The 18,000-nt window shown below is 34.6% G+C and carries 16 protein-coding genes; 3 read left to right on the forward strand and 13 right to left on the reverse strand.

Translation table 11 applies throughout. From position 1 onward, the window contains the following. Positions 1 to 2: 2 nt before the first annotated feature. The 6 genes from ACUTSE_RS09110 to ACUTSE_RS09135 all read right to left on the reverse strand — a co-directional run bounded on the left by ACUTSE_RS09110 (position 3) and on the right by ACUTSE_RS09135 (position 5,586). On the reverse strand, positions 3 to 323 hold the full coding sequence (locus tag ACUTSE_RS09110) for a hypothetical protein (RefSeq protein WP_445639991.1): 321 nt from the start codon (positions 321 to 323) through the stop codon (positions 3 to 5). 78 nt (positions 324 to 401) lie between these two features. Further along, the gene (locus tag ACUTSE_RS09115; protein WP_445639992.1) at positions 402 to 2,174 is read right to left on the reverse strand and encodes an amidohydrolase; all 1,773 of its coding nucleotides are present in this window, start codon (positions 2,172 to 2,174) and stop codon (positions 402 to 404) included. Positions 2,175 to 2,231: 57 nt separating this feature from the next. Beyond that, entirely contained in the window at positions 2,232 to 2,921 is a 690-nt protein-coding gene (locus ACUTSE_RS09120) for a hydrolase (protein WP_115090359.1), read from the reverse strand. Positions 2,922 to 2,948: 27 nt separating this feature from the next. Continuing rightward, positions 2,949 to 3,479: a YceI family protein gene (locus ACUTSE_RS09125; protein ID WP_115090360.1), complete on the reverse strand. Its 531-nt coding sequence runs from the start codon at positions 3,477 to 3,479 to the stop codon at positions 2,949 to 2,951. A gap of 43 nt (positions 3,480 to 3,522) precedes the next feature. Then, on the reverse strand, positions 3,523 to 4,401 hold the full coding sequence (locus tag ACUTSE_RS09130) for a pirin family protein (RefSeq protein WP_445639993.1): 879 nt from the start codon (positions 4,399 to 4,401) through the stop codon (positions 3,523 to 3,525). Between the two features lie 885 nt (positions 4,402 to 5,286). Further along, entirely contained in the window at positions 5,287 to 5,586 is a 300-nt protein-coding gene (locus tag ACUTSE_RS09135; RefSeq protein WP_445639994.1) for a hypothetical protein, read from the reverse strand. A 318-nt stretch (positions 5,587 to 5,904) separates the two neighbouring features. On the opposite strand from ACUTSE_RS09135, the gene ACUTSE_RS09140 reads away from it, so the two are divergent. Beyond that, positions 5,905 to 6,438, forward strand: coding sequence for a hypothetical protein (locus tag ACUTSE_RS09140; RefSeq protein ID WP_445639995.1), 534 nt, complete (start codon positions 5,905 to 5,907; stop codon positions 6,436 to 6,438). A gap of 81 nt (positions 6,439 to 6,519) precedes the next feature. On the opposite strand, the gene ACUTSE_RS09145 is transcribed toward ACUTSE_RS09140, so the two are convergent. The 4 genes from ACUTSE_RS09145 to ACUTSE_RS09160 are packed head-to-tail and all read right to left on the reverse strand — an operon-like array spanning position 6,520 to position 11,187. Further along, complete coding sequence (locus ACUTSE_RS09145; RefSeq protein WP_445639996.1) at positions 6,520 to 8,094, reverse strand: DHA2 family efflux MFS transporter permease subunit; 1,575 nt, start codon at positions 8,092 to 8,094, stop codon at positions 6,520 to 6,522. Between the two features lie 11 nt (positions 8,095 to 8,105). Then, positions 8,106 to 9,251 carry an HlyD family secretion protein gene (locus ACUTSE_RS09150; protein ID WP_445639997.1) on the reverse strand — a complete coding sequence of 382 codons (1,146 nt, stop codon included), beginning with the start codon at positions 9,249 to 9,251 and terminating at the stop codon, positions 8,106 to 8,108. After that, entirely contained in the window at positions 9,252 to 10,568 is a 1,317-nt protein-coding gene (locus ACUTSE_RS09155; protein WP_445639998.1) for a TolC family protein, read from the reverse strand. Further along, complete coding sequence (locus tag ACUTSE_RS09160) at positions 10,555 to 11,187, reverse strand: TetR/AcrR family transcriptional regulator (protein ID WP_445639999.1); 633 nt, start codon at positions 11,185 to 11,187, stop codon at positions 10,555 to 10,557. Before ACUTSE_RS09160 ends, ACUTSE_RS09155 begins: the two co-directional genes overlap by 14 nt. A gap of 376 nt (positions 11,188 to 11,563) precedes the next feature. Between ACUTSE_RS09160 and ACUTSE_RS09165 the strand changes: the two genes are divergently transcribed. Further along, positions 11,564 to 12,163 carry a rhomboid family intramembrane serine protease gene (locus tag ACUTSE_RS09165; RefSeq protein WP_445640000.1) on the forward strand — a complete coding sequence of 200 codons (600 nt, stop codon included), beginning with the start codon at positions 11,564 to 11,566 and terminating at the stop codon, positions 12,161 to 12,163. A 99-nt stretch (positions 12,164 to 12,262) separates the two neighbouring features. Here the strand turns inward: ACUTSE_RS09165 and ACUTSE_RS09170 are convergent, their stop codons facing one another. Together ACUTSE_RS09170 and ACUTSE_RS09175 are read right to left on the reverse strand one after the other, a co-directional pair. Further along, positions 12,263 to 13,210 carry a Dyp-type peroxidase gene (locus tag ACUTSE_RS09170; RefSeq protein ID WP_445640001.1) on the reverse strand — a complete coding sequence of 316 codons (948 nt, stop codon included), beginning with the start codon at positions 13,208 to 13,210 and terminating at the stop codon, positions 12,263 to 12,265. A 138-nt stretch (positions 13,211 to 13,348) separates the two neighbouring features. After that, positions 13,349 to 15,289, reverse strand: a complete 1,941-nt coding sequence (locus tag ACUTSE_RS09175; RefSeq protein ID WP_445640002.1) for an oleate hydratase — start codon at positions 15,287 to 15,289, stop codon at positions 13,349 to 13,351. 762 nt (positions 15,290 to 16,051) lie between these two features. Here ACUTSE_RS09175 and ACUTSE_RS09180 point away from each other — a divergent pair. Further along, a complete protein-coding gene (locus ACUTSE_RS09180) occupies positions 16,052 to 16,618 on the forward strand; it encodes an HPP family protein (RefSeq protein ID WP_445640003.1) in 567 nt (188 codons plus the stop codon). Between the two features lie 7 nt (positions 16,619 to 16,625). Here ACUTSE_RS09180 and ACUTSE_RS09185 read toward each other — a convergent pair whose 3' ends face one another. Continuing rightward, on the reverse strand, positions 16,626 to 17,906 hold the full coding sequence (locus tag ACUTSE_RS09185) for a chloride channel protein (protein ID WP_445640004.1): 1,281 nt from the start codon (positions 17,904 to 17,906) through the stop codon (positions 16,626 to 16,628). Positions 17,907 to 18,000: the final 94 nt, after the last annotated feature.

Raw genomic sequence — 18,000 nt, forward strand, 5'->3', positions numbered from 1 at the left:
TTTTAGTTTTTTGAATGATTCAAATCAGGAAATACACTATATACTTCGTTTTTCAAAAGCCCACTTCCACCACCAAAATGCTGAATAACTTTGATATTCGGATCAATAGAGAGGGCATAGGCTTTTATACCAATTTCAATGAGTTCATCTAAACCAGCACTTAATAAAATGATATTCACTTTGTTTTCATTTAAAAAAGGTTGTAATATGTTTTCATCTTCTGTTACAGTGGCGTACCATCCTTTATTTGCTTCAATGATTCGTTTTAACGTCATCAAAATTGCTGTGTTTTTTCCGATCACTAGAAAGTTGAGTGTTTTCATCTGATTTATATTTTTTATTGAACCTATAAAGGGAAGCTCATTTACATTAAAATCTACGTAAATGATATGCTTTTGTCACTATTTATGCTGATATCCACCAAAGTATTTTACAGGGCTCCAAGTAGGAATTACAGGGAGTAGTGCAGGAGCAAAAGTTTTAAATTCTTTATTTCCATACACGATTTTTCCATCTACTATAGTTAGTTCACTTGTAACATTTTTAATAGCATGCTCTGGTATAGTCAGGTAATCTTGATCTAATATCACGACATCCGCATAATATCCTTTTTCAATTTTCCCTTTCTTTTCTTCTTTGATTAACTCATATCCTTTGTGTGTTACTAATCGCAGGGCATCTATACGATTAATCGCATTACTCTTAGCCATAACTTGATTACCTCCAACTGTTTTACCTGTTGTTATCCAATATAAAGCAATCCATGGGTTATATGATGCTACACGCGTTCCATCAGTTCCAAGTCCAACAGGAATATCTAATTCTAGTATTCGCTTAATAGGAGGAGAGGCTAGTGCTGGAGTTTTACCATAGCGTTTTATAAAGCTTTCTCCTTGGTAGGCCATGCGGTGTTGAATCGCAATACCACCACCCAATGCTTTAATTCTTTGCAGACTTTCTTCACTTACAGTCTCCGCATGGTCAAAAAACCAAACAAGTCCATCTAGTGGAGTCTCTTTGTTTACCTCTTCGATTACCGTTAAAAATCGCTCAATACTTTCATTATAAGTAGCATGTAAACGGAAAGGCCATCTATTTTGAACCAAAAGGCTAATTACTGATTTTAAATTATCTTCCATCGCATTTGGAAGTATAGGGCGCGGAAATAGAAAATTTTCAAAATCTCCAGCATCACCCACTAAATTTTCACCAGCACCTCCCACATAATAATCAATATCATTATGGCCATTAGGTGCGTGTTCATCAATATTAACCATACCCAACCATTGAGTATAATCTTTTAATTCTGATCCCTTATTTTGAGCAAATAAGAAATAAGGTAGTCTAACCGTAATTTTTCCCTGTTTATTTAATTCATCTGTAATAGTATAATCATCTGGGAAGTTTTGAAAACCACCCCCAGCATCCATTACTGCAGTAACCCCTAAGCGATTTAACTCTGTCATATATTGCAGGGTTGAATTCACCTCTTCTTCACGAGTCATATTCGGAAGTTTAGCTAGGGTAGAGTATAAGATAAAAGCATTCGGTTCTGCAACAAGTAATCCTGTAGGATTTCCCTGTTCATCTTTTTGAATAAGACCTTCTGCTGGATTTGGTGTATCCCCCGTAATGTTTAAAGCTTGAATTCCAGCTTTATTTAACCAGGCCTTTCCATATAGATATAAGATAAAAGTTGGAACATCACCCGTAGCTTCGTTGATTTCCTCTAGTGTTGGTAATCTTTTTTCTTCAAATTGATATTCATTCCAACCACCAACTACTCGAATCCATTGTCCCTTTGGCGTACGAGCGGCTTGTTCTTTCAGCATTCCTAAAGCCGTTTTTACCGAAGTAACACCATCCCAACGTAATTCTAAATTATAGAATCTACCGCCGCGAATAACGTGTAAATGACTATCAAATAGCCCCGGTATTACTCGTTTTCCTTTGGCATCAATTAGTTTTGTGTTTTTTCCTTTAAGCTTTAAAATATCTTTATTTGAACCAATATCTAATATTTTGTTACCTGCTATTGCAATTGCTTCTACTTCTTGTTTTGTATCATTGAGAGTCGTAATCTTTCCATTTGAAATAATAATATCTGCTTTTTGCGCATACAATGAAAAAACCGTAATCATACTAAATACTAAAACAGTATATATTTTTTTCATAACTCTAATTTTAAATTTAAAAAAAAGCGGATACGAGTTAACGTATCCGCTGTAAGATTAATGTGTCAACATTTCTCTAGAATATTGGATACCTATACCATAAGATCCTCCATACTTCACAATCAAATCGTTCACTGCTTGATATGTTTCTTGACGTGCCCAATCTCGTTGTAACTCCAATAAATATTGAATTGAAGTCATTGGTTTTGCTCCGGCTTGAATCATTCTAGTCATCGCTTGATCATGTGCTTCTTGTGTAATATCTCCAGATGCGTCACTAATCACATAAACATCATATCCATCATTTAATGCAGATAATGCTGGTCCAACAATACATACACTGGTCCATAACCCTGCCATAACTACTTTCTTTTTCCCTTTTCCCGTAATTGCTTTATACGCATTTACATCTTCCCAGGTATTCATACTAGTTCGATCAACGTAGTTTGAAGTAGCTTGTGGATAAAATTCCATTACTTCTGGGAAAACAGGTCCACTAAATGATTTCTCTGCTACCGTAGTAATTACCGTTGGTACATTGAATATTTTTGATGCTCCCGCTACAATAGCTGTGTTTTGTCTTAATTCATTCATAGAAATACTATGCGTCGCAAAAGCCATTTGTCCTTCATGGTCAATCAATACTAAAGAGTGATTGGTTGGACTCAATAATTCTGGACTTGGTTTTTGCCCAAATGCTGTCACTGTTACTAAACCTAAAACGAATGTTAAAAATACTTTTTTCATCTTTTTAAAATTTTAATTAGTTAGTTATTATTTTCTCATTATTTGTATCTCCGATATCAATTGGATATCTTCACCTACTAATACTCCTCCTGTTTCTAGCGCTGAGTTCCAGGTCAACCCAAACTCTTTTCGATTAATTTTTCCAGTAAGTGAAATACCTGCTTTAGTATTCCCCCAAGGATCTTTCATCAATCCGCTATATGCAGTGTCTAGTGCAATACTTTGCGTGTTATCTTTAATGGTTAAATCCCCATATATCGTATAGTTGCCCTCTTTATTTTTCTCAACCTTTGTTGATGTAAAAGAAAGTTTTGGATAGTTTTCAACATCAAAAAAATCAGCACTTCTTAAATGTTTATCTCTATCTTCATTATTGGTATCAATAGAGTTAACTTCTGCTGTAAATGAAATTTTAGATGTTTCAAAATTGTCATTTTCATTTTCTATCACGGCCTGTATATTGGTAAATTTTCCAGATACATTAGTAAACATCATGTGTTTTACTTTAAATCCAATTTCTGAATGTGTTGGATCAATTGCCCAAATTGATTTTGTCATAATTGATTTGATTTTTAATGTTGTGTTATATTTTATTGTGTTGTTAAGCGAGTGTCATGGGAACATCCATAACTAAAATTTCTGTTTCTGGTGACGTTGCTTGGATAGTAAGATTTGTAATATCCCAAATTCCCAATCCATCTCGTGCCTCTATTTTTTGGTCTTCTATTGTTGCACTTCCTTTTATAAGGAAGATGTAAACTCCATTTCCCGGTTTTCTTATGGTATAATTCACCTGCATTTGATCGTCAAATAGGCCTAGATGAAACCAAGCCTCTTGGTGAATCCATACCCCTTCATCCTCGGGATTTGGCGAAAGTATTTGTTGAAACCTATTTTTTCGTTTTTTCTTATCTAAGGTTATTGAATCATATCTAGGGGATACATTGCGCTTGTTTGGATAGACCCAAATCTGTAAAAATTGGACCTCACGATCTTGATTTTTATTGTATTCACTATGCATAATACCCGTTCCAGCACTCATTACTTGAATATCTCCTTCCTTTATAATAGAAGTGTTTCCCATACTATCCTCATGTTTTAAATCGCCTTGTAAAGGGATACTAATAATTTCCATATTGTCATGAGGATGTATACCAAATCCTTTACCTGCTGCTACTTGATCATCATTTAATACTCGAAGTACCCCAAAGTGCATGCGTTCAGGATTGTGATAGTTTGCGAAACTAAAGGTATGATGACTAACTAGCCATCCGTGATTAACCAATCCTCTTGAACTCGCGGGATGAAAAACAGAATTGTCTTTAATTTTAGACGTGGTATTAGGTATATGATTAAAACCTAAAACTTCTAAAGGTTCGAGTTCATCAATTTCATTTTTCAGTATATTTCCTAGAGCTGCCGTAGCGGCGAACATTCCTGTCCCTAATAAACCTTTTTTCAAAAAATTTCTTCGTTCCATTATTATTCTATTTTGATACCTCAAAGGTAGATGTAAGAAAATCGGATTACATTGAACTAGTTAAAGAAAGAACAAAACGGTAGTAAACTTGCTTTAAATCAAAATATTGATCGAATTAAATAGGCATAGTGTGTTTTTGTATTTCTTGCTTAATTAAAGAGTACAATTTTACTGTTCGTCTTAAAATAGAAAAACGACTAAAACTAATTCTTAATTAAAAAGTAAATGTATACTACACCATTACATGTCGAATAGCAATGCCTTCACCATATAATCCTTTGTTTTGATTTGTATTGACAATCGCTAGATGTTGTCATTTCCCTCATGTGGTTTGGTCCTGTTGAAAAGAAAGAGGGGGTATTATTTTTGACGATAGCATATAGGTTAAAAATAAACAGCTAATACTAGAGAATTTAATTGAATAATCTCCTTAAATTGAGTTTAAATTCACCTTCTACCTCTTAAATACCATTAAAAATCAAGTTAAAGATACTTAATTTTTTTCAAAAAACCTAATATTTGTATCAAAAGCACAAAATAACAGTGTAATAGAGGGCTGTTTTTACGAAATAGCTCTCCTATATATTAATATATCACGTTTTGACATAATACTACATCTAGCAGATAGAATAAAGAATTCCTTTTGAAGCACATTTATGCTCAACTTTATGAAGATCCTAAAATAAAATAAGCAAAGTTTAAAAACAGTTATGATCTTTACTATACTCCTTTATTGGTGTTACTGTTTTCACTACTAACTACGAGCAGTTTTATCCTTAAAATTAAACAAGCGAATAAGTAAAACACATCCCCATTTATTATATTATAAAAAAAGCTAGGTTAAACGGATTTAACCTAGCTGATTTAAAAGTAATAAAATTGAAACTAATTGCAACGACCGTTATCACGCATTGAAATCTGATAAAAATCTAACATATCTTCTCCAAATGGTTCAAGAATTCTTTGATAAATAGCAGGGAGATCCGCTTCTATTGCACAAAATGTTTCTTCATAAACCAAATTACCTGTACTGAGCTCTTTAATAAAGATTGTATAACCATAAGGTTTCGTAGGGTCATAACTTTTTTCTACAGCTTCTGTTGTTAATTGCTCAGTGGTATGAGCTAACATTGCACCTCCAGTTAACAGAAATAGAAATGCAAATAATACTAAACTTTTCTTCATCTTGTTTGTGTTTTAAGGTTGATAGATTAAAGTTAATTTTAAACTTTAATTCTATTAATTCTATTAACTAGCTCTTAATTGAAATTACAATTTTGCTCTATCTCTTGTTAATGAGGACACTGAAATGTATCATCTTTTTTGTTCTATTTTTATATTCCAAATAACCTATAGTAAACATAAATCAGTACTTTCATTGTATTATGCGAAGTAATCATCTTAGTTCAAATAACTGTTAATTTTTACTAATTATTTCTATTTATTTTAGTATAACTTAAATAACGTTTACTTTGCAAGCCATAATAAGAAACTTATAATGCTATGAAAAAATATATTGTATTAGTTGCTTGTTTACTTGTTACTACAATTCAAGCCCAACATGTAAACGAACCCAACCAGAATAACAACGATATTTCAGACTTGTTAGATAGAGGAGAGGAATATAGACTAAGCGCCAAACAAAAAGAACAATTAATTGCACGTAAGAAAAAAATAGGTAGAGAATATGCTGCTATTGGAAAAGATCGAAGTTTGTCAGGGTATGAGAAAGGGATAAAGAAACGAGCACTTTCCCAAGAGATTGAAGACGACATACGCGCCATCTTATATGAAGAACAATACCTTAAATGGTCCAATTATAATCAGCAGAAATACAAAGGAGATTATTATGAATATGATGCTTTACATGATGAGATTGAAACTAAAATTGACCGTTTAGAAAAGGAATATGAACAGGACATCAAGCGAATAGAACAAACCTATAGTAGAGATAAAAATGCGCTAAAAAGAGAAAAAAACAAAAGAAAAGCGCTATATAAAAATGAAAAACAAAGACTTAAAGCGCAGAAAAAATAATTAAAAAGCGGGTATTCTAAAAGAATACCCGCTTTTTGTTTAAGATTCTCTCACCATCTCATAACTCACACCCATAATCTCCTAGTGCCCCGCACCAGCAATAATTTTCCCGGCTCCTTTTTTAATTAGAATTAGAATAAAAGGGATACAGATTAAGAATAAAACCCCCAAGAACATAAAGACATCCATATACGTCAGTACAGTTGCTTGTTTCGTTACTCCTAAATCGAGTAGGGTATAGGCTTTTTGCAAAGCTTCATCAGCTGTAAAACCTTTGGCTATAAAACTTTGTTGTAAAGCTAGCACGCGATTTTGTACTTCTAGTGAAGCGGTATCCAAATGGCTCACTAAGGCCAATCGATGGTTCACTGTCCAACGAGAAATAAAAGTAGTAATTAAGGCAATTCCAAAAGACCCTCCTAATTGACGCATCATTCCTGTAAACGCAGCACCTTCACCAATCTGTTTGTTTCTCAAATTAGACAGAGAAAGCGTTGTAATGGGTACAAATAATAAACCTAAACCTACTCCGCGTATAACTAAAGGCCAAAAGAAATGCTCACTACCTGTATCTGGAGTTAAAATATTATGTGCACAGAAACTGTAGATAAAAAAGACTAAAAATCCAGTGGCTACTAAATATTTAGGAGGAACACCTCGTTGTAACATTCTCGCAATAAAAGGCATCATAAAGGCCGTCATCAATGAACTAGGTACTAATAACATTCCGGCATCTGTAGCCGTCCATCCTAGAATTGATTGCGTATAAATCGGAATAACAAAGGTGGAACCATAAAGTCCAAAACCTAAAATAAATGATAATACGGTACCAATAGCTAGATTAGAATCCTTCAATACTCTTAAATTGACAATCGGCTTTTCACAAGTTAATTCCCTCCAGATAAAGAAAAAGAATCCCAGTACAGAAGTAATCGACAACGTCAGGATGGTGGAGTTTTCAAACCAGTCATCTTGTTGTCCGTGTTCTAGTACATATTGTAAAGATCCAACCGCAATGGCGAGTAATATAATTCCCAAGAAATCGACTTCATTCAATTTACTTTTTTCTGCATATTTTGGGCTCTTCACATAAAGCAGCGCTAATACCGTTGCTAAAATTCCCAGTGGTACATTAATATAAAAAATAAAAGGCCACGAATAATTATCAATGATATACCCCCCTAAAGGTGGTCCTAGTGTAGGACCTACAATTACGCCCATACCGTAAATGGCTTGCGCCACTCCGCGTTTTTCAACGGGATAACTTTCTGTAATAATGGTTTGGGAAGTAACCAATAAAGCTCCTCCACCTAATCCTTGAATAAAACGAAAAAGTATAATCTCCCATAATGTAGTAGAATTTCCACATAAAAAAGAAGCGACGGTAAAGATAATAATAGAAGCAGCAAAATAATTGCGTCTTCCAAACTGTTGTGAGAGCCAGCTAGTCATTGGCACTACAATTACATTGGCGATAGCATACGCTGTAACTACCCAAGCAATATCGGTTAAAGAAACACCGATACTTCCTTTCATATCATTCATCGCAACATTGACAATTGTTGTATCCACAATTTCCAATAGTGCACAAAGAATAGCTGTAATGGTAATGATAATTCGACGATAGCCATGCTCTACTAGGCTTTCTTCACTCATAGTTGTCTCGTTTATCGTCCGCTTTTAATATTCACATCAATATCAACATTCATCCCTGGTTTAACGTATACCAACATCTCGTCTTCTGGATTAGTAAACGTGATTTTTACTGGAATACGTTGTACGGTTTTCACGAAGTTACCTGAAGCATTATCTGGTGGTAATAGAGCAAATTTAGCTCCAGTAGCAGGAGACATCGAATTAATTACGCCTTCAAATTTATGTTTGGGAAAAGCATCTACTTTAATATTCACAGCTTGTCCTTCACGCATGTATTCCATTTGTGTTTCTTTAAAGTTAGCTACTACCCAAATATTGCCTTTTTGCACGGTGTTAAACAGCCCTTGTCCAGGTTGAATCAATTGCCCTACTTGCAAGTTGATTTTTGAAACTTGTCCATCTTCTTTTGCTGTAATCACTGTATAAGACAAATACAAAGCTGCATGATCTAAATTTGCTTTTGCTTGATCAACAACTGCTTTCGCCGCATCAATTTGAGACGTTGACGCAACTGCTTGAGATTTACTAATATTCACTTGTTGAGCAACTGCCTGAGCTTGTTTTTCAACTGCTTTTAGTTGTTCTTGTAAAACAACAACTTGTTTTTCTGCTGTTTCTTTTGCTGCTAAAGCCTGTTCGTATTGCTGTTTGGTAATAGACTGACTTTGGTATAAACGATTGTAACGATCATAGTCATTTGACGCTCTCCACAATTGCGTTTTAGCAGCGTCAATATTAGCTTGGGCCGTAGCTACATTGGCTTGAGCAGTAGAAGCTCCCGCCTGAGAAGAAAGTACAGTTGATTGACTTGTATGTTCTCCTGCTTCAGCCACTTGCAACTGACTCAAAGCAGCTTGATAGTTTGCTTTTGCTTGTTCTACTTGAATTGCGTATTCTGTATCATCCAAACGAATCAACGTATCTCCTTTTTTAACAATCTGATTATCCTGAATGTAGATTGTTTTAATATACCCTGGAATTTTTGATACGATAGGCGTTATTTTAGTTTCAATCTGAGCATCATCAGTACTCTCATGTGCCAATGAATGTATATATTTATAGATTCCATATCCACCTCCGAATAGAACGATTGCGCCTAAAGCAACGATAAATTTCTTGTTTAGTGGTTTTTTAGTAGCTGTATTATTTGTTTCCATTTAGTTTTTTACTTGTAAGTTGTCAATTAATTTACCTGTCTTGTACGCATATTGATAAAGCGTCAAGGTTTCATCTGCTTCACCTAGCATCGTATCAATTTGCGCTTGTAACTGTTGTACATCCGCTTCTAATAGATGATCTGTGTCCGTCAATCCATTGTCATACTTATCTTTGACAATACGGTAGTTTTCATTGGCTTGCACCAATGCTTTTGCTAATACAGCATTCCTTTTCAAGGCTAATTCATACGCATTATACGCCTCATCAATTTCTACTTTGGCTAAATCTTCAACGAGTTGCGCTTGATAGTCTACCTCGATTTTTTTAGCTTTTGCTTTATTGACTTCTGTTCTGTTTTTGAACAACTGCGTCAAATCATATTTCAACCCAAGACCCACGCTTGTTGCATTGGTAATATCTACTACTTGATCTAATTGGATCGCTGAATATCCCGCAGTTAAACCAATAGAAGGGAAGAAGTTTCCTCTTGCAATTTTGATTCCCGTTTGCGCAATCTCTTCCATCTTTTGTGCACTTTGCACATCCTTACGAGAAGAAAAATCATCTGCTTTGGTCGGAAAAATAGCTACAGGTTGTACTTTTTCGGCCAAAATAGTTTCTCCTTCCTCAAGGTCAAGTAAGACTTTCAATCGGGTAGTAATATTTTTTTGCGTATTCTTGGTTTCTTCTAGCGAAAGCTCCACATTAGCCTCTTGTAATTGCGTTCTCAGATAATCATTTTTAGCGATGATTCCTTCAGCTAAGAATTGTTCAAAATCAAGGGTACGTTGGTGGGCGCGTTTTAAATTCTCTGTTAATAAAGCAATCGACTGTTGTGTTTTGTACAGCGCGAAGTATAAATTAATCGTTTGGTAAACAACATTTTCTGTTGTGGATGCTTCATTTAATTGAGCAAGAGAATAATATTGTTTGCTTTGTGTAACCGCGTTGGTAATTTTAAAACCACTAAACACGGGAATATTGGCTTTTGCTTGGCCGATCATCAAATGCTTAGGTTGTACGTCAGGCATTTGCTTGTCTTCAGAAGAAGCAGGTAAAGGTACTTTTAGGTTGATGTCTGTACCATTAAAAAGACGGTTGTAGGTTCCAGATACTTCTAATTCAGGATAACGCATATTTTGCGCACTGTGAATCTGAAGTCTAGAGGCTTCTGTACTTGCTTTTACTTTTTTTATTTCCTTGCCGTTTTTTAAACTCAATGCAATAGCCTCCTCTAAGGTGATTGGAGTAGGGGTTTGAGCGAAAACTTGGGCAATAAATAATGAAGCAAGTAAGACGTAATTACTTCTGTTCATTGTAGATTAGTATTGATTTAAAGGATTGAATTAAATAGGGATATATCTGTTGTTTGATATGTAAACTAAATTCGTCGTGATTGGTCAGATTCCAATATTCATAAAGCATGTGTTCGTGATGAATCAAATAGGTTGTTACCCCCATAGAGAAAATGACAAATGTGATGGGATCTGGTTTGGCTTGAAATAAACCACTTTCATATCCCTCTTCGATAAAGCGATTGATATGTTGCATGATATCGCGCTTTAATAAAACTATACCTTCCGAAATTTCAGGTACATTTTGTTTCTTGGCCAATTGATTCATTAAAATAAGATGAAAATCGGCATTATTCAATTGTACAGCCATTAGATGCTCCACAAAAGCTAATAGCTTCTCAAAGGAATTTAGAAGCGTATTATCCGTTAAATCGATTAGTTTTTCTCTTGTACGGGTTAAGCGTATTTCAAAAAGAGCACTTACCATGGCACTTTTTGAACCAAAATAATAATTAATCATAGCAACATTAATTCCAGCTGCTTTAGAAATATCACGTATGCTAGTTCCATCAATTCCCTTTTGAGAAAACAACTCTTCTGCAACTAATAAAATCTCTTTTTGTTTGTCATTTAATGCCATGATTACTTTTTTATTGGGTACAAAATTAAACAAACGTTTAATTGGTTTTTACATTTTATTCATTTTTTTTTAATTTAAATGGTTTTAATTCACTAATCAAAGATATTAGGTAGATTTAATGTAATTACAAGTTTTTGATTTACTGTAGATTAGAAGTTTTAGGTATAAATCAAAAAAAGGGGAAGAAATTTATAAACCGTTTCCTTCCTTCCTTTTATAAACAACATTAGACAGTCTAATTCTGCTAAAAAACCTAACTTTTAATTAGACGATTTAGGTTATTTAATAGGCTAGAAAAAAAAATAGTTACATTCAAAATAGAACATTAAGAAGAAAGTAAATTGTACATTTACAACTTATCAATTGTCTTGTTATTTTGAGAAAGGGAACATTAAAACTAAAGAAAGAAGATTTTTATCCTGCAATAGTCCTAATTCTTGTACTATGGATTATATTCATCTTGCAACAGATTGGTTTTTTTCAACGTTGTTATGGTGTAATACCTTGGCGTATAGAAGGAATTAAAGGAATTTTTTTAAGCCCTTTATTTCATGGAAGCCTTAATCACCTTAGTAGCAATACGATTCCTTTATTTGTGCTAAGTGTCTTACTCTTTCTGTTTTATAAAAAACAAGCATATAGCGTACTGATTTCTGGATGGATTCTTTCTGGTGTGCTGTTGTGGCTTTTACCTGATTTTAATTATTTGCAACATCAAGTAAGCAGCTGTCATATTGGAGCTAGTGGTTTAATTTATATGCTTGCTACTTTTCTTTGTTTTAGTGGAATCTTTTTGCGTCAAATAACATTAATCTTAGTCTCTATTCTTGTTGCTGTTTTATACGGAGGATTAATTTATGCCATTTTCCCTCATTTGGTTGGAGCTGATGTTTCATGGCAAGGACATTTGATTGGCTCATTGGTGGGATTTTTCTATGCCTATCAATTGAATAAAAAGAAAAGAAGAAGAGTTTAATTTGTTCCAATACTATTCACAAGAATATTTTGATTTAAAACAAAAAAGCCTGACGACTAGTATAGTCAAGCTTTTTACTATATCTCCATTTAATTCTATTTAGTCTGCTTCATAATCTCCCAGCATATCCAAGGTAGGAACAAAGTATAAACTACCTGATACAGCGGTACTAAAATCTAGAATTCGATCATAATTACCTAGAGGTTCACCTAAGAACATGTTTTCTAGCATTTTTTTAGTTGTACTAAATTTACTCGCATAGGAAATAAAATAAGTACCCATTTCGCTTTTTCCAGCATGACCAAATGCCATATTATCGCGGATAATTTTTAGCTCATTTCCGTCTTCATCTTCTATATTAGTCAGCGCAGAGTGGGAGTTCGTCGGTTTAATATCATCTGGCATTTCAATATCAGACATTTTATAGCGGCCAATAACTTTTTCTTGCTCCTCAATACTGGTATTGTTCCAAGCTGTTAATTGATGCAAGTATTTTTGAACAAAAAGATAACTTCCTCCTTTGTATTGGTTATCCTCTTCACCTACCATTGCATAAAACGCTCGATCTTGTCCTTGAGGGTTTTCAGTTCCATCAACAAATCCAATAATCGAACGGCCGTCCCAGTATCTAAACCCCTGTACTTCATCTAAACAATCTGCTACAGGACTTAGAACTTCAGCTAAGGCCATAGACATATCAAAACACGCTCCCATAGAAGCTCCTCTCAAATGGAAATGCAAATCTCCTGGTGTTGACACAGCCGTATGCTTATTTCCTCGTATCGCTTCAAAAGATTGTAACTCTTTGGGTAGTGGTTGAGGCAAATTTAATTGAATCCATGCTTCATATCCAATCCCCATCACACAAGTCGTTTGTGTTTCTGGTAGACGGGTACGAAAGGAATTATTAAAATTTTCAACTAAAGCACAAACCCTTGCAAAAGCTTGCTTATTAGGTACTTCTTGTTTCAATTTCCAAACTGTAAATATGGTGTTAATATTGGGGTTATCTGTAACATTTTGGGGTGTAAAATCCGCCTTTTTCATAGTTGAAGTATTAGAAAAAATTAAAGGTATATTAAATTCGCTCTAGTATAGAGCAAAGGACAAAACACCGCAAAAAAAACGCTTAGGTCTCAAGTATTTCGGCGTTTATCCCTCTTATAGTTAAAGTTTTACATCAAGTTATCCAATCAGTTTTTTAAACCAATCTTTTGCTTTTTCATATTGCTCCGCAAAGAAAGATTCTTGATCGTCTTTTCTCTTTTCAACTGTGGGCAAAATATGTTCATAATAGGTTCCTTGTAAGAATTTGCGCAATAGAGCTTCACCGACAATAGGTTGGTCATCATTTAACGCATGAGCTGCTTTGAGTAAATGGCGAATATCATACTGTAAAGGAAAAATATCTGGTACTTGCTTATTTAAATTAAGTAGTCGATATACGGCTTGTCTACCCGTACGGACCGAACTTTCCATGGTAAATACTACATCATTATGCGTTTCAACAAATTGCCCAATTAATGCTAGATTTTGACAACCCTCAGGCACAACTTGCGGTCTATCCCCTTGAGCACGAGGCATAAACATAGAGGTGATATAAGGCATATAAGCAGTACGAACTATTGTATTTTCAATCACTTGATTGAGTGAATCTATAATTCCCAAATGATAACATAGTTCAGCTAAAATCTCATTTCCTGTACAGGCAGGCATTGTTTTTTTAACGTAATTTCCATCTTTATCCATAAACAAAGCATACACCCAAAGCACTAAAATATCATCGGGTTGCGTAGGGAAGTGGGGTTGGCGATTACATGTAAAACTCATCAGCCAGTTGGAATCCGTTATTGTAATAATACCACCAGTAACTGTTTTTCCAGAATACGGATCATTTACTGCATATTCCTTCAACTTATCAATTAGGGGAGAAGGTTTACAAGTTAAGGTTGCAGATTCCCAAGACGATTTTTCAATATTGGAACAGAATTTTTCAGGACGCCCAAAAACAGGTGATTTTGCAGCTAAATTTTTCCACAAGCTCCATCCCGGACTCTTACCACTTGTTGTATTATCGACTTTAGGTATTGGCACTGTTGTATTATTTCCATAAGATGTATCTTCTGTCATAGAACCTGTTGTAATCACAACAAAATCTTGTTCATTCATCTCGATACGCGTTTCAAGTCCTCCTTGATTCACAAGCAATCCCTTTACTAGTTTACCTGCTGTAGTACTGTGTAAATCTACATCATGCACCAATGTATCCAATCGGATTTGCACGCCTAATTCAGCAAGGTGATTTCGAAGCGGTACAACAAACGTATCATATTGATTGTATCGTGGAAAGACAAGAGCGGATAAATCTTTTAGCCCATCAATATCATGCAAAAAACGATGCATATATAGTTTAAATTCTAGCAGACTATGCCAGTTTTCAAAAGCAAACATGGTTCTCCAAAACGTCCAGAAATTACTCTCCAGAAAAGAGGAATGAAAATATTGTTCTATCGTAATATCATCTAATTCTTCTTTTCTTTTTAATAGCAATTTGATTAAAGCCATTTGATCTTTCTTAGATAGTCCGAATTGGCTGAAATCTTTAATTTCTCCTAATTGATGAATGAATCTAGATTTAGAATAATTCGGATCATTGTCATTAATCAAGCGATATTCATCTAATACACTATAAGGTTTAGGAAGCTCTAACGCAGGTATGTCCTGAAAGATATCCCAAAGGTTTTCATAGGTCATATCCATTTCTCTTCCTCCGCGAACAATATAACCTTCTTGTGCATTACCTGCACCATCTAAAGAACCACCATCAATCGATAATTGCTCTAAAAAGGTAATATTAGCTGCAGGAATACGACCATCGCGTATAAAATAATAAGCTGCTGCCATACCTGCTATTCCACTACCTACAATATAGACTTTGCTTTGAGAAAAATCTTTCGAAGGAATACCCTTATTGCGTTGATAATTACCAGGTTCATCTGCAAAGGGCATCGAACGTTGAGCTGTATTAATAGGAGGTTCTGTGTTGCCATTAGGGGCCTGATTTACGTGCCCATACTTAGAGGAAGTCTCTAGTATCTTATCAAACTTTTGCGTGTCTACTTTCATTTTTTGGTTTTATTAGTAATATTTACTTAAAATTAAAGAAATATTATTTAGTATAACCATTTTAAAGTAGAAATAAATAATAATAGTTGAATAATTTAATAAATAGAAATAGATTTTTGTTTTATTTATGTATAATATATTTTATGCTCATTATTCTTACTAATTGAATGAAGATTACAGTACTATAGGCTAAAAATTGCATCCCTTAGACCAGATACTCACAGAAATAAAAAGAAGAACGAGCAAAAAAATACGAAGTAACAATTCTCCAACCGTTAAAGGAATTAATCCCTCAATAAACTGCAGACACATTGGAGGAGATCAGCAACGCATCCATCAAGTCAACACGGATTTATCGCAAATTACTTTTAAGCATATTCTTTTGCCCTTATACGTCAGTTCGTTTTCTTATAGAAACAAGCAATATACGTACTATGTCAATGGAGTAACAGGTAAAATTACAGGCGAACAACCTTATAGTGCTTGGAAAATTGGATGTGCTACTGTCCTTGCAATTATCCTTATAGTGCTATTTGTTATCCTAATATCCAAAAACTAAATAATCTGAGCTGATAAAGAAAGTGCAACAGCATCGTTATACAGCAAATATATGAATTAGAGAAATTTGTACAGCCACTAACACAGCGTAGGTTGTACAATTTTTCATTCAAATAAAGTTAAAACTAGAATCTTATCTCTATCAGATGTAATATATTTGCAATCCAACAGAGGTAGAGTAAAATGTCCATAAAAAAAAACAAAATGTACCGCAGAACTCGTTATTTGCTGTACAAAGAAACACTAGTTGATTTTAAAGAGCACTTTTGGGCTTTTATAGGCTCATTTATTGGTTTAGGAACCATTTGTTATCTTCATTATGAAGCGTTTTCACAGTATGATTTAACACTCCTCATTGGTTCTTTTGGGGCGAGTTGTGTCTTGATCTATGGGGCAATTGGAAGTCCTTTAGCACAACCCAAAAACTTATTCTTAGGCCATATTATCTCAGCCCTGATTGGGGTGACCATCTATAAACTACTAGGTCATTATATTTGGGTAGCGGCTCCTTTAGCTGTTTCCTTATCCATTATTGGTATGCAAATGGCCAAAGCGCTCCATCCTCCTGGAGGTGCAACAGCTTTGATTGCTGTTACAGGCGGAAGTAGTATTACCAACCTCGGGTATGAATATGTGGTTTCACCCGTGATTACAGGTGTTACGATTTTGTTTATTGCAGCGCTTATTTTCAACAATATTCCGCACAAACGACAATATCCTGTTCGATCGTTTATTTTACTACATAAAGTAAGACGAAGAAAAAGGCGCTAATAAAGACCTATTTCGCGGCTAAGTCAGCTTCTTTTTTGGCTAGGTAAAAATCATACGTATAAACATTATACGGCAAGATGCGTTTTGCAAAATATTTAGCTGTAAAACTTCCTAATAACAAGGGAATGAACAGTTGGTAACCATTCGGCACTAAGTTACAGACCAAAATTAAAGCTGTTAAGGGCGCATAAATAGAAGCGGATAAGGTCGCTGCGGCACCTACTAAAGCAAAATTAAGCGGGATGAGTGCTAGTCCGAATTGAGCATTGCAAATATGAGCAAATAAGACACCTAAGAAAGCTCCAGCTACAATACTAGGGGCAAATACACCACCATCTCCACCTGCACCCAAAGTTAACGCAGCAGCTAAAGGTTTCAGTAGCATTAAAAAGGCTAAGCTATATAATGTGATAACATGCGTTGGATTGAGAATCTCTTTTAACCCGTGATAACTATCCCCGTATAATACCGGAAATAAAAGAATAAAAAGCCCGACAGAAATAGCCCCTAAATTGACGCGTAAGAAATTGTTATTAATATTTCCAAACAGCTTTTTCATTCGGGTAACCAACAACGTAAAATAAACCGATAACAGTCCACACAACAAGCTCAATACCAAAAATAAAGGAATAGCATATTCATTCCAAGTTGTTATTTTAAAAGGTAATAGAGGTTCGTAGTTAAAGAATAAGATGAAGGCTAAAGACAACAAGGCTGATGTACCACAACTAATGAATAACGTTTTACTTGTCTTTCTTGCAATCACTTCCAAAGCAAAAAGTAACCCTGCCAAAGGGCTGCCGAATAGTAAAGCGACCCCCGCTGTAACTCCAGCACAAATCAATTCTTTTTTGTACTTATTCGCAGAGAAATGCTTCGTATGAACCATATTTCCAACAGTTGCAGTAGCCACCACAGAAGAAACTTCTATACCGGTAGATCCTCCCGTAGATACCGTTAAAAAACCATTGATTAAATGGGAAGGTATTTTAAAAGCAGGAAGGTGATCTTTGCGTTGATCTAGTGTTTTGTATATCTCCGTAATTCCCTTATTCTTGCGTCCTTTAAATACTAACTTTCGCAAGAAATAAATCGCCGTTATTCCAAGGGTAGGAAGAATAATAAAAAGTAATTTTTGCGTCTCAGATACCGTTTCAAAAATAAGGTGCTCTGCCTTTTCTGTTAGTTGTTGGGTAATAAAAACCAGTAGTAAACTGCATATACTTACAAGAGCAGAAGCCAGAATTAATTTAAACACATGCTGATTGGTAATTTGCTTTCTTTTCATTTAAACCTAATATAATTATAGTTTAGTTTTACCTACCTATTCTTACTATAGAACGGGCAAAAGTGGATATAAACCTCTTTTATAAGAGGTCGTT

Source organism: Myroides sp. TSA_177.3 (assembly GCF_052691955.1).

Bases quoted from the DNA above. Each gene is read 5' to 3' on its own strand.
- ACUTSE_RS09170 (WP_445640001.1), bottom strand. From the start codon at position 13,210: ATGAAAAAGGCGGATTTTACACCCCAAAATGTTACAGATAACCCCAAT.
- ACUTSE_RS09185 (WP_445640004.1), bottom strand. From the start codon at position 17,906: ATGAAAAGAAAGCAAATTACCAATCAGCATGTGTTTAAATTAATTCTG.
- ACUTSE_RS09160 (WP_445639999.1), bottom strand. From the start codon at position 11,187: ATGGCATTAAATGACAAACAAAAAGAGATTTTATTAGTTGCAGAAGAG.
- ACUTSE_RS09155 (WP_445639998.1), bottom strand. From the start codon at position 10,568: ATGAACAGAAGTAATTACGTCTTACTTGCTTCATTATTTATTGCCCAA.
- ACUTSE_RS09120 (WP_115090359.1), bottom strand. From the start codon at position 2,921: ATGAAAAAAGTATTTTTAACATTCGTTTTAGGTTTAGTAACAGTGACA.
- ACUTSE_RS09110 (WP_445639991.1), bottom strand. From the start codon at position 323: ATGAAAACACTCAACTTTCTAGTGATCGGAAAAAACACAGCAATTTTG.
- ACUTSE_RS09135 (WP_445639994.1), bottom strand. From the start codon at position 5,586: ATGAAGAAAAGTTTAGTATTATTTGCATTTCTATTTCTGTTAACTGGA.
- ACUTSE_RS09140 (WP_445639995.1), top strand. From the start codon at position 5,905: ATGAAAAAATATATTGTATTAGTTGCTTGTTTACTTGTTACTACAATT.
- ACUTSE_RS09150 (WP_445639997.1), bottom strand. From the start codon at position 9,251: ATGGAAACAAATAATACAGCTACTAAAAAACCACTAAACAAGAAATTT.
- ACUTSE_RS09130 (WP_445639993.1), bottom strand. From the start codon at position 4,401: ATGGAACGAAGAAATTTTTTGAAAAAAGGTTTATTAGGGACAGGAATG.
- ACUTSE_RS09145 (WP_445639996.1), bottom strand. From the start codon at position 8,094: ATGAGTGAAGAAAGCCTAGTAGAGCATGGCTATCGTCGAATTATCATT.
- ACUTSE_RS09175 (WP_445640002.1), bottom strand. From the start codon at position 15,289: ATGAAAGTAGACACGCAAAAGTTTGATAAGATACTAGAGACTTCCTCT.
- ACUTSE_RS09180 (WP_445640003.1), top strand. From the start codon at position 16,052: ATGTACCGCAGAACTCGTTATTTGCTGTACAAAGAAACACTAGTTGAT.
- ACUTSE_RS09125 (WP_115090360.1), bottom strand. From the start codon at position 3,479: ATGACAAAATCAATTTGGGCAATTGATCCAACACATTCAGAAATTGGA.
- ACUTSE_RS09115 (WP_445639992.1), bottom strand. From the start codon at position 2,174: ATGAAAAAAATATATACTGTTTTAGTATTTAGTATGATTACGGTTTTT.